Consider the following 12,099-nt stretch of genomic DNA (forward strand, 5'->3'; position numbering starts at 1 on the left):
AATTAGTCTATAAACTTACTGACGGCGTTTAATAATGCTTTTAAAGAAGAGCTTAAAATATCATTATCAATTGCAACGCCCCAAAAGCTTTCCCCCGTTTTATTAGAACATTTAATATAGCTGATAGAGCGACTATCGCTATTTTTGCCTAATGTATGTTCATTATATTCGACAATACGAAAATCCAAATGGGTTTTTTCTTTTAAAATTGCTGTTCCTGCAGATAATACGCCGTTTCCTTCACCTTCCATGGTGGTTTTTTTACCATGAATATTTAATGTCAATTTTAACTTAGTGTTGTTGGGTGTATTTTGTTCGACATTGAATTCTTGCAAAGTCAGTTTATTTTGTCCTGTTAATCCATAATGTTCACGGAAAATAGACCAGATTTCAGCAGGGGTTAATTCATGCCCTGATTGATCTGTTTTTTGTTGAACAACCGTGCTGAATTCACGTTGTAAATGGGGAGGAAGCTCAATTCCGTGATTTTGTTGTAAGATCCATGCAGCACCACTTTTTCCAGATTGGCTGTTGACACGAATAACCGCTTCATAGCTGCAGCCTAAATCAGCAGGATCAATTGGCAAATAAGGCATTTCCCAATAAGCATGATTTTGTTTTTGACGATTTTGAAATCCTTTTTTAATTGCATCTTGATGGCTGCCAGAAAAAGCACTAAAAACTAAATCCCCGACATAAGGATGTCTTGGATGGATGGGAAGTTCATTACATTCTTTGACGACTTCACCAATATGCTTGATGTCATGAAAATCTAAATTTGGGTGAATGCCTTGTGAATATAGATTTAATGCTAAGATAACCAAATCAGCATTACCCGTACGCTCACCATTTCCGAATAAACACCCTTCGACACGATCAGCACCCGCTAATAATGCAAGTTCCGCAGCGGCAATGCCTGTGCCTCTGTCATTATGAGGATGCACGCTGATGCAAATTTTATCTCTTTGTGAAAAATGCGTGCAAAAATATTCAATTTGATCGGCAAAGACATTCGGAGTACTGGCTTCTACAGAACTGGGTAAATTGATAATCATTGGTCTTTGCTCGGATGGCTTCCAAACATTTGCTACTGTTTCGCAAATACGAATTGCATAATCCATTTCAGCCAAAGAGAAATTTTCAGGAGAATATTCAAATGTCCAATGTGTTTCTGGGTTCTTAGCACAATATTCAACAACCAATTGAGTGGCTGTGGTTGCCATATCAATAATTTCATCTTGAGATTTATTGAACACAATTCGTCTGAAGATTTCTGCGATGGCGTTATAAACGTGAATAACAACTTTTTTTGCGCCTTTTAAGGATTCAAATGTGCGTTCGATTAGCTCTGGTCTGGCAGCGGTTAATACTTGAATAGTAACGTCATCAGGGATCATGTTGTTATCGATTAAATAACGAACAAAATTAAATTCTGTATCCGATGCGGATGGGAAGCCGACTTCAATATGTTTAAACCCACAATCAACCAATAATTTAAAAAAACGGATTTTACGATCATGATCCATTGGGTTAATCAAAGATTGATTGCCATCGCGCATATCCACTGCACACCAAATCGGGGCTTTTGTGATGGTTTTATTGGGCCATGTGCGTTCAGGAAACGGAAAAGCATTAAATGGACGATATTTTGTTTCTGGATTAGTCAACATTGGTTTTACCTTTTAAAATGTTTTTATATTTATGATGATTGAAATCAGTATAACTAAGATTCGTTTGTTTTGCTTTTGAAGCCCAGACATATTTTTGCTTGAAATGGACAATTTATTCTGTAATCGCTATTAAAATTGTAGTAAATTAATGTTGGTTTGTTAATATATAGTATCAATGGTGCGTTTATTTTGTCTCTTTTATCCGTTAAAGAATATCATTTTTTAAGCGAACATTTCGAAGATGATTTACATCGGCATGAATGTGTTCAGTTATTGGTGATTAAAAAAGGGCTTATTCGTGTTGAAACGCAGGCCAGCTGTTCGGTGGTGACTGAAAAAGACGGTATTTGGATTATTGCTGGGGCAACCCATAAACTGACGATGTTGAAGGACACGTCTTTATATAGTATTTATGTCGATCCGTTTGCGCGTGCAGATTTTCCTTATAAAACCCAAGTGGTTAATGTCTCACCGTTAATGCACGCTTTGATGCCGAATCTGGTAGGGATCGATAGCAATTATTTACCACATTCTATTGAGGAATGGACGATTGAGCTGTTTTTAAATGAGTTACGATCTTTGTCGGATTTATATGCATTTGAATTGCCTTATCCAAAAGACCCAGAGTATCAAATGATCTGTCATTATATTTCTGAAAATTTAGATTATCCATGGTCTGTAGCTGATTTCTCTAAACGCTTAAAAGTTAGTGATCGTACGGTAACACGTCAATTTTATAAACAAACAGGATTAAGTTTTATCGAATGGCTACGCAGAAAACGCATGCAAGTTGCTTTGGAGTTGTTGACCTCTGGCGAACCGATTACTCAAGTTGCGTTACAAGTGGGTTATGATAGTCCCAGTGCATTTACGACCGTGTTTAAGCAAAGGCTAGGATTTACGCCGAGGGACTATGTGAATAAGGTGATGGGTAAGGTTTGAAACAAATTAATTTTGAAAAAATATTTATCATCATATTGTTCATGAAGCTTTTCGTTTTCTTCAATTCTTCTACCAAGATAAATAAAATCCATTATATCTTTAAAATCCTTTTCTTCTAAGGTAGTGTCGAGTTTATTACTTTCTTTTAAGTAAAGTTGTTTTGCATCTTCAAAATTTGTATAACGTTGACCTTCTTTTTCAATAATTCCTGAAATTTTTTCTATTTTTTCCAAACATAAAACGTACATATTTTTAGGTGCATTAGAAATAGTTTCTTCTGCTATGGTATTTCCACACTTTTTTTAAGTTGATTAATGCTTTCTTGTGTATAGCATGGGCACTTCTCTAAGTGATTTCTTTGTTCTTCAAGCCATTCTAAAGCTTTTTCTTTATTAAAATTTTTACATAAAATTAAGCATAGTTTATCAATAACTGCTATATTGTTTTTATCTTCTTCATATTCATATAAATAGTTTAAAACAATAAATCTTAACATTGGTGGTAGAATAGAAAATATACTTATTACTGTTAGATTAGAGCCAAATTTATGTTTTCGGAAATATAAAATAAAAATTACAGCATATAAATTTAATAGTGCCTTATTTATATTTTCAACATCTTTTTCTGAAACTTCTCCTGTAAATTGTGTATGAGTACAATCATTGTGTATGAGTACAATCATTCCCGAATTTTCGTATTTCTTCAATAGAGTTGGCTAATAAACCATTTTGTAAGTTAAGTTCTTTGATTTGATTTTTAATTGTTTTATATCCAAGGGAAACGTCTTCTTTTTGTGGTATATCAAGTATTTTTCTTATACAGATTTCAGCATATTTTCGAGTTATTACAATTTTACTTTCATTTGTTGCATTTGAATAAAAAATATCATGTATTGCACGTTCTATTAACCCCTTATAATCTTGCTGATTAAATTTCATTAGCCTTGCCTTTATAATTAAAAAATACATACTTTACATAAAATATGCTGTTAAATAATATTACAAAAACGAAATAGGATCAATATCAATATCAATTTTAACGCTTTTCTTGGCTTTTACGCTGGATAACCATTGGTGCAAAATAGGTTGAATAGCAATATGTTTTTGGGTTCTGAGCAATAACCGTTGTCGATAGCGATTTCTCAACAAAGCCAAAGGAGCAGGGGCAGGGCCCAGAACAATGACTCCTTCCATTTGAGGGGCATTTTGTCCAAGCTCATACGCGATTTGCATGGCTTCATCATTCGTATCGGCACTAACAATAATCGCAGCCAAGCGACCATAAGGAGGCCAAAAGCCCATTTGTCGTTCGGCGGCTTCTTGTAGCATAAATTCGTTAAAATCGCCTTTAACTAGAGTTTCCATAACAGGATGATCGGCTAAATAACTTTGCAACATGACGATCCCAGTAGATTGCGCGCGTCCAGCACGTCCGCCGACTTGATGTAATAATTGTAATGTTTTTTCCGAGGCTCTTAAATCTGCGCCACTTAACCCAAGGTCGGCATCAATAACACCTACCAATGTTAGAAACGGAAAATGCCATCCTTTGGCAACAATTTGGGTGCCGATAATAAGATTGACTTCTTTCTGGTCAATTTGACGAATAGCTTCAGCGGTGGCTTTGGGGCTGGTTAAATTATCACTCGACATAACCAAGATTTTGGCATCAGGGAACGTGGCACGAGCTTCTTCGGTAATACGTTCTATGCCTGGACCAATTGGAACCATACTATCTGGAGCGGCACAATGAGGACACTCTTTGGGAATGGGAATAAAATACTCACAATGATGGCATACTAATCGTTGAGTGCTGCGATGTTCCACCAACCAAGCGGAGCAGTGAGGGCATTCCAAACGGTGACCACAAGCCCGACAAAGTGTCAAAGGAGCATAACCACGACGATTAAGAAAAAATAAAACTTGCTCGCCTTTTCCCAATCGTTGTTGAGTGGCTGTAATGAGAGGAGGGGATAGGAACAATCCTCTATGCGGTGGGGTTGCGCGTAAATCGATGATTTGCACATCGGGCATTAATGCCCCTCCATGACGTGCAGTCAAGGTTAAATGATGGTATTTACCATGATAGGCGTTGGTTAGGGTTTCAAGAGAAGGTGTAGCAGAAACGAGAACTACTGGGCAATTGGATAATCTGGCACGGACAATCGCCATGTCTCTGGCATGATAAATGATGCCTTCCTCTTGTTTAAAGGAGGTTTCATGTTCTTCATCAATAATAATTAATCCCAAATGGGTAAAGGGGAGAAATAAAGCAGACCTTGCCCCAACAAGAACAGATACTTCATTGTTAATCACAGCTTGCCAGGTTAATTTGCGTTGCTTATTGGTTAAATCAGAATGCCACAGCGCGGGTTTAACTCCAAAACGTTTTTCAAAGCGTTCTACCCATTGTGAAGATAACGCGATTTCGGGAAGTAGAATTAAAACTTGATGATTTTGTTTAATACAGGTTGCAATGGCTTGCATATAGACTTCGGTTTTTCCTGATCCGGTTACCCCTTGTAACAAAGTGACAGAGAATTTTTTATCTTCTACTTTGTTACTTAGGAAATCAGCAGCTTCTTGTTGTTCATCGGATAATAAAGGGATATGAAATGAGGGATTAGGCTCTAAAAAAGGAGAATGGTGGGGTAATAATCTTTCTTCAAGAACACCCAATTTGGCAAGACCTTGAATAACGCTGGAACTGACTTGCAATGCATCTATTAAAAAGCCAGTGGTAAAGGGAGTTTCTTTGTCCTTTAGAAACTGAATAATTTTCTCACGGGCAGGGGTCATACGGAGTGTATTGGTTTGAATATCTGATAAAATCCAGCCAGTTTTGGGAGTGTTGGTGGAGGCATAGGTTTGAATGCCTCGTAATGCAATGGCTAAAACGAGTCCTGATGGAGAAAGTGTGTAAGCGGCAACCCAATCTATAAATTCCAATAGTATAGAAGGCAAAGGAGGAATGGGTAAAACAGATAAAATAGGCTTTATTTTCTTTATTTTTTTTGGTTCGCTTTCAGGTAAAGCAATTCCTTTTGGTAAAATATGTTTTTCCCAAATAACGCCAATTTCTTCCCGATTAGCCAAAGGAACCATGACAATAGTACCCGGTAGTAGCGTTTCATATTCGAGCTCTAAAGGTAATTGATAATAAAATGGTTCTTTGAAAGGATAAGTCAATAATACTGGAAGAATGGGAGAAGAGGACATAATATTTTACGTATTTCAATGGAAGATAAATTGAATATGATAAGTTATAACATTACAGTCAATTTAAATAGATAGAATTGGTATATGATAGGATCATAAGAGATAAAGAGAGTATATTTTGTTTATTTAGATAAATATGCCCATCAATGGCAAAGCGATGGTAAGGATAAGCTATATTTTTATTGTGACGAATATTGTCTTTTTTGGAATTCTATTGCCATTGCTGGGGATTTGGAAAAAATTGTGACTTCATTTAAAAAAATGCGCATTCTTTCCGCTACGCTTGAGGACATTGTGAATAATAATTTAATAACTTATATTGATATAGTAAAAGAATATCATGATGTGACAAAGAAAACGACTTACTATTTATCTCAAAACAAAATAATAATTATATTTTATTGAGATAAAATAGATATTTATTTAAAATTTATTGGTTATCTACTTTTTTCTCAGTCATTAAAATTGCTGGAACTGTTAATTTTTTACAATCATTGAGAGTAATGATGATATGTTTGCCATAATATTCTGCAATAAATATATCTTCTAATTTTAAATTATTCTGTTCTAATAAATGGTTAACATAATCATCATCCTTTTCCAGTAATACCAACGGTAATCGTTGGATTTCCCCCCTGAGGATCAATATTACTGAAGGTTCATTTTGATCTTTTTCGATAATAGTTAATTGCCCATTAGGTTCTAATTGAGCATAATGAATCTCTTGAATTGAGCCTATGCCTCGAGAATGTAAAATAGATAAAAGGTTGATAATATCAATTTTGTTTTGTTTATTATTAATTGTATCGACTTTTAATTGACCATCTTTGACAATAACAATCGGATCGCCCAAGGTGAAAGAACGAAACATCTCAAATTCCTTAGCAACTTTGTTAAGTAAGTGCATTAATAGCGTGCCAATAATTAATACAATAACATAGGTATGTAGTGGAATGGTATCGCTGTAAATAACACCACCGATAATGCCACCAAGAATAAAGTTACCAATTAAGTCAATTGGTGTCATTTGAGAGATTTGAGTTTTACCCGAAAGATTAAAATAACAAATGACAATAATAAATCCAAGTATAAATTTAAGGAAAACCAACGCAAAATATGTCATCAAAGCCTCTTTATTATCAAGACAATACTCAATTTAATTTATAAACTAACAGATAAGCAATTTATGAAAAGTTATTTCTAAGTTATACCAAATAGTTAGATAAGACGAATTATATATTTTAAAAGGAATAAGTTTTATGATTAAAAATATCTTAACAATTGCAGGTACAGACCCTAGTGGTGGTGCAGGTATTCAAGCAGATATTAAAACTTTTTCTGCACTTGGAACTTATGCAATGTCTGTGATTACAGCTGTGGTTGCTCAAAATACACAAGGGGTTAGGTCGTATCGAACCATAGATGCAAATTTCGTTGGTGATCAAATAGATGCTGTGTTTGACGATATTATCGTAGATGCTGTAAAAATCGGAATGTTGGCGAATGCTGAAATTGTTCAAGTTGTGGCTTCTAAATTAAAACAATATCATGTTAAAAACGTGGTATTAGACCCCGTTATGGTGGCAAAAAGTGGTGATCCCTTGATTGATGAAACGGCTGTTTTGGCTATCAAAGAGATTTTATTACCTCAAGTCACAATAGTGACCCCAAATATCCCAGAAGCTTGTGTTTTATTAAATAAAAAAGAGCCAATTCCCATAGAAGATATGGAACAAGAAGCAAAAACATTGTTACAATTAAAACCTCAATGGGTTTTGTTAAAGGGCGGACATTTAACAGGTACTATTTGTCGTGATGTATTATGTAATTCACAAGAAACACACGAATTTGTGGGTGATCGAATTATCACGAAAAATGACCATGGGACTGGATGCACGTTGTCCTCGGCTATTACCGCTTTGCTACCTTTGATGAATGTCCCTCAAGCGGTTGAAAAAGCAAAAGGATTTTTGGAATGTGCATTAAAATCAAGTAATCAATTATCTGTTGGACATGGACACGGTCCATTACATCATTTTTGTAATTTATGGAATCAATAATATATTTAATTATGGATCAAGGTAAGTTGAATGTTGGCTTTTGAGTTACTACAACAGTTCTTGGGATGGATGAAACATAGCCGCAGGGCTTCTGAACATAGTTTAATAGCGTATCAACAAGATTTAACACGATTTTTAGGGTTTTTAACACAGCATGTGGGTGAAGACCCCACCAAAAATACTTTATCAAAAATATCTCATAAAGACTTGCGTTCTTGGCTGGCTCATGAAAACGAAAAAGCACTAAATAATCCGCGTTTAGGGCATGGGAGACATACTCAAGATGCCGCTATTCGCACACGTCGCCGTCGTTTGTCTGCCCTCAAATCATTTTATCTCTATCTTGCATTGTATCATCAGGTTGAGAATAGTGCGGCGACGTTACTTAGTACGCCAAAGACAAAACAAACTTTGCCTCATCCTTTATCCCAAGAGGAGGCCATGACACTTGCCAAAGATATTGCGATTTTAGATCAATCTCCAACCGCTCAACACAGAGATATCGCATTATTTACGTTGCTATATGGTTGTGGGCTACGCTTATCAGAAGCGTTGGGACTGGATTGGGTTGATATACATCATGCGAGACTTGATGTAGAAGGGGGAGTATTGCGTGTTATCGGTAAAGGGAATAAAGAACGTCTAATTCCTATTTTACCGATGGTTGCAGAAGCCTTGCTGCAATGGAAAAAACATTACCCAGGAATTGCTGAGGGTAAAAATCCTGTATTTATTGGATTACGAGGTAAGCGGCTTAATCCTTCGATTGCACAAAAAACAATGCGAGACTATCGCCGTATGATGGGATTATCGGAATTGGCGACACCTCACGCATTACGCCATTCTTTTGCTACGCATATTATGCAAAATGGCGGAGACCTTAGAACAATTCAAACTTTACTGGGTCATGCAAGCCTTTCAACAACACAAAAATACACATTGATGGACGAAGCTCATTTGTTAAAAATATGGAAAAATGCACATCCCCGCGCACGTCAGGACAAATAATATGAAAAAATCTTTGATATTGTACCTGTTAAGCCTATTTATATTATTTCTCTGTGCCGTTCCATCCCATGTGCAAGCTCAAAGCTCCTGTGATTATGAAAAATTGGGACAGGTGCCTTTGCAAGATGTTGGTGGATTTTTATTAATAACCGTGAACATCAATGGTCATCCATTCAATATGGTGGTGGATACTGGTTCAGAAGGCAGTTTGATTTCTCCAGAAGGGGCAAAATTATTAAATCTTCCCATTGACCCCAATCGTCAAACGGTGGTTCAAGGTCCCAGAGGTGGGCAAGAGCTTGTTAAGAACGTGTTTATTCGACAAATGAAATTGGGGCAATTAACCGTTGGTCCTTTGTCAGTGCCTTTGGGAAATTTACCAACTTCCCCTAGGTTGGATATTCCAGTTATTGGTTTAATTGGTGGGGATATATTATCGCATTTTGATTTAGATTTTAATATCAAATCTGGAATATTGTCTTTTTGGAATATTCAATCTTATTCTATGTTATGCCATGTTCCTCCTTTTTGGGGGGATCAAATGCAGTCCGTGCCATTGAAAATGGTCGGTCATCGTCCTTTTGTGGTTGTTAAAGTGGATAATAACCCTTTGATAGCACTATTAGATAGTGGTGCGCGCTCTCGGATTGTCAAATTTGAAACTGCTATAAAAATTGGTGTTCCATATCATATTTTAACCCAAGATCCGGGCGGTATTGCAAGTGGCGTGGATATGCGCAGCACGCGATATTACTGGCATAAATTTAAAACATTTCAGTTGGGACAAGATATAGAGCATAATCCAATCTTAACCGTTTCTCCACTTCAAGATTCAACAAATATGCTGATTGGTTCAGACTGGTTCGCAAGTCGTCATGTTTGGGTATCTTATTCCCGTCATAGGCTGTTTTTTATGAATAATGGGATTAAGGGGAAATGAAATATTAGTCTTTCATTTGACGGTTATGAAGCCACAAAGCAACAATAAAAATAAGTGAAAAGAAAATAAGCTCAGCTATTCTTAACTCATGAAAAACAAATTTATTAATATTAAAAGCTGTATTGGTTTGAGCAAGATATAATGCAAAAGGTGCGCTAATTCCTAGAGAGAATATAGCTAGTTTACAGAGTTGATAAAGCTTTTTGATATTTTCTTTTTGTTCGGAAAATTTTAGGTTTCGTTGATAGTGTCTGTATTTCAAATAAAGATAGATTAACCCAAGAATAGAGCCGATATATTGTAAAAATTTATATATTCGTAACTCTTGTGTATCTGTTATGATACTCATTAAATTATATTGTAAGAAGTCGATACTCCTAACAAAGCTACCTGTTTCATGGGTAAAACCATCCCAAAGAATATGCGTGGCAGCACCAATAAATAGAGAACAAGCAATGACGATACAGTTTATAACATTCCATTGCTTATTGGGTTCAATAGGTATGGGTAGTATTTTGCTTAAACTCCTCGAAAGGATTGAAATAACAATAAAAAGCACGATACATAAAGGAAATGCAGTATAAAACCAGCTTATAAAATGATGCGCTCTTGTAGCTAGTTTAAATAAACCAACAGAATAAAACAGGTCAGGGGATATGCTGCCGATTACCAAAGCTGGCAAATCTAGGAATTTTCCCATTCTAGATTGTTTCAATGGAAACACAATGGCTGGATGAGAAAATGTCCAAGGCATTGTGAAGACCTATATTCTTTTATTAGGTAGTAATACAAAGATAAACGCACTAATAACCGTTATGATTCCAAGATATAACCATGTAAAGTGAAAATGTATGGCTGGTAAGGCATGAAGGTGAACAGTCTCATCCAACGTTAATAAAATAGCAGAAATTGCAACACCAGAAGCCATTGAAACTTGCATCACAGTTGATAATAAACAGCTGCCTGCGGGTTGTCTTTTGGGGGATAAGTCCAAAACTGTTACCGTATTCATGGCGGTAAATTGCATTGAATTTACAAAGCCTGTGATAAACATTAGTGTAGAGATCAAAATCCATCCAGAATGCTCATTAACCAAGCAGTAAGATACATAAGATGCACTCAGAACAAGGGTATTTATAAATAGAAAATTACGGTATCCCATCAATTTGATTGCTTTTGAAACAAAAGGTTTTGCAACCATCGCAGCAACAGCCAAAGGTAACATTGCCATACCACAGGCAACAGGGGATAACCCTAATAATCGTTGTAACATCAAAGGGATCATGAACGGCACCGCGCCACACCCCAGACGAGCAACTAAATTTCCCAGAATTCCAATTGAAAAACTTTTAATTTTAAAGAGTTTTGGGCTAAATAAAGGGTAATCATGGTATAAAGACCTAACCCAATAGGCAGCAAGTAATATGAGTCCAACACAAAAAATAAGCGAAGGGGTCGTATAAGCTGTTGTTTCACTATATAGACTGAGCGCATAGGTTAGCAATGCAATTCCAGATGCGAATATCAAATATCCCCATCTATCGATGCTTACGGCTTTATCACTCTGAGTGGGGAAATGTTTAAGTGCAAAATAAATACCAGCCAATCCAAATGGAATATTGATAAAGAAAATGACAGACCAATTTAAATATGAAGCAATAATCCCCCCCACAATGGGACCAATTAATGGTCCCATAAGCCCAGGGATCGTTACCATACTCAACGCTTTTATTAATTGGTCTTTGGGAAATGTTTGTATAACCGCCAATCGTCCGACGGGCAACATTAATGCCCCACCTATACCTTGAACAACTCTGGCGGCTAATAATTCATTCATGGTGCTTGAAATGCCACACAGCAACGAACCAAGTGTAAAAATGGATAAAGCAACACAAAATATTATTCGGCAGCTATATTTTTCACATAAAACGCCTGTCAACGGAATAAATAAAGAATTCGCAATCATGTAGAAAATAATAATATTCTTTGTGGTTGCTAATGGCGAGTGAAAAATAGTCGATAAATAAGGGATAATCGTGTTGACGGATGTTGTATCCAAGGATGCCATAAAAAAAGCAATCGCCGCAACAATCGGTAACAGAGTTTTTTGTTTATCTTGGTTAATAGCGTTCATGACGATGCGAATAAATTCATTTAGTGTGATTGATTTAGACGATTAAATTATTGTCGTAGTAATTATAATTTATGGCTTTTATATGCATTTTTAATACAGAAAAAACTTATTATAACCCAAAATAAAT

The 12,099-nt window shown here is 36.0% G+C and carries 12 protein-coding genes; 4 read left to right on the forward strand and 8 right to left on the reverse strand.

From position 1 onward, the window contains the following. Nucleotides 1–2: 2 nt before the first annotated feature. Nucleotides 3–1,670: a 2-isopropylmalate synthase gene (gene leuA / locus QJV33_RS10545; RefSeq protein ID WP_281463288.1), complete on the reverse strand. Its 1,668-nt coding sequence runs from the start codon at nt 1,668–1,670 to the stop codon at nt 3–5. A 189-nt stretch (nt 1,671–1,859) separates the two neighbouring features. On the opposite strand from leuA, the gene QJV33_RS10550 reads away from it, so the two are divergent. Continuing rightward, nucleotides 1,860–2,612, forward strand: coding sequence for a helix-turn-helix domain-containing protein (locus QJV33_RS10550; RefSeq protein ID WP_281463289.1), 753 nt, complete (start codon nt 1,860–1,862; stop codon nt 2,610–2,612). On the opposite strand, the gene QJV33_RS10555 is transcribed toward QJV33_RS10550, so the two are convergent. The 5 genes from QJV33_RS10555 to QJV33_RS10575 all read right to left on the reverse strand — a co-directional run bounded on the left by QJV33_RS10555 (nt 2,582) and on the right by QJV33_RS10575 (nt 6,953). Then, nucleotides 2,582–2,845: a hypothetical protein gene (locus QJV33_RS10555; protein ID WP_281463290.1), complete on the reverse strand. Its 264-nt coding sequence runs from the start codon at nt 2,843–2,845 to the stop codon at nt 2,582–2,584. The genes QJV33_RS10550 and QJV33_RS10555 overlap by 31 nt on opposite strands. Before the next feature lie 47 nt (nt 2,846–2,892). Continuing rightward, the gene (locus QJV33_RS10560; protein WP_281463291.1) at nt 2,893–3,294 is read right to left on the reverse strand and encodes a hypothetical protein; all 402 of its coding nucleotides are present in this window, start codon (nt 3,292–3,294) and stop codon (nt 2,893–2,895) included. Then, complete coding sequence (locus QJV33_RS10565; protein WP_281463292.1) at nt 3,272–3,550, reverse strand: hypothetical protein; 279 nt, start codon at nt 3,548–3,550, stop codon at nt 3,272–3,274. The genes QJV33_RS10560 and QJV33_RS10565 overlap by 23 nt, the downstream gene beginning before the upstream one ends. A gap of 60 nt (nt 3,551–3,610) precedes the next feature. Next, nucleotides 3,611–5,830 carry a primosomal protein N' gene (locus QJV33_RS10570; RefSeq protein ID WP_281463293.1) on the reverse strand — a complete coding sequence of 740 codons (2,220 nt, stop codon included), beginning with the start codon at nt 5,828–5,830 and terminating at the stop codon, nt 3,611–3,613. Between the two features lie 430 nt (nt 5,831–6,260). Further along, nucleotides 6,261–6,953, reverse strand: coding sequence for a DUF421 domain-containing protein (locus tag QJV33_RS10575; RefSeq protein WP_281463294.1), 693 nt, complete (start codon nt 6,951–6,953; stop codon nt 6,261–6,263). A gap of 136 nt (nt 6,954–7,089) precedes the next feature. On the opposite strand from QJV33_RS10575, the gene thiD reads away from it, so the two are divergent. From thiD to QJV33_RS10590, 3 genes are read left to right on the forward strand one after another with little or no spacing between them, the layout of a single operon-like run. After that, nucleotides 7,090–7,890: a bifunctional hydroxymethylpyrimidine kinase/phosphomethylpyrimidine kinase gene (gene thiD, locus QJV33_RS10580; protein WP_281463295.1), complete on the forward strand. Its 801-nt coding sequence runs from the start codon at nt 7,090–7,092 to the stop codon at nt 7,888–7,890. 30 nt (nt 7,891–7,920) lie between these two features. Further along, on the forward strand, nt 7,921–8,898 hold the full coding sequence (locus QJV33_RS10585; RefSeq protein ID WP_281463296.1) for a tyrosine recombinase XerC: 978 nt from the start codon (nt 7,921–7,923) through the stop codon (nt 8,896–8,898). 1 nt (nt 8,899) lies between these two features. Further along, the gene (locus QJV33_RS10590) at nt 8,900–9,838 is read left to right on the forward strand and encodes a retroviral-like aspartic protease family protein (protein ID WP_281463297.1); all 939 of its coding nucleotides are present in this window, start codon (nt 8,900–8,902) and stop codon (nt 9,836–9,838) included. Nucleotides 9,839–9,842: 4 nt separating this feature from the next. On the opposite strand, the gene QJV33_RS10595 is transcribed toward QJV33_RS10590, so the two are convergent. Both QJV33_RS10595 and QJV33_RS10600 read right to left on the reverse strand, forming a co-directional pair. Next, nucleotides 9,843–10,592: a DUF4184 family protein gene (locus QJV33_RS10595; protein ID WP_281463298.1), complete on the reverse strand. Its 750-nt coding sequence runs from the start codon at nt 10,590–10,592 to the stop codon at nt 9,843–9,845. Nucleotides 10,593–10,601: 9 nt separating this feature from the next. After that, nucleotides 10,602–11,972, reverse strand: coding sequence for a DHA2 family efflux MFS transporter permease subunit (locus QJV33_RS10600; protein ID WP_281463299.1), 1,371 nt, complete (start codon nt 11,970–11,972; stop codon nt 10,602–10,604). Between the last annotated feature and the right edge of the window lie 127 nt (nt 11,973–12,099).

Origin of the sequence: Commensalibacter nepenthis, from assembly GCF_029953305.1 — a bacterium.
In the GTDB taxonomy this organism is placed as follows: domain Bacteria; phylum Pseudomonadota; class Alphaproteobacteria; order Acetobacterales; family Acetobacteraceae; genus Commensalibacter; species Commensalibacter nepenthis.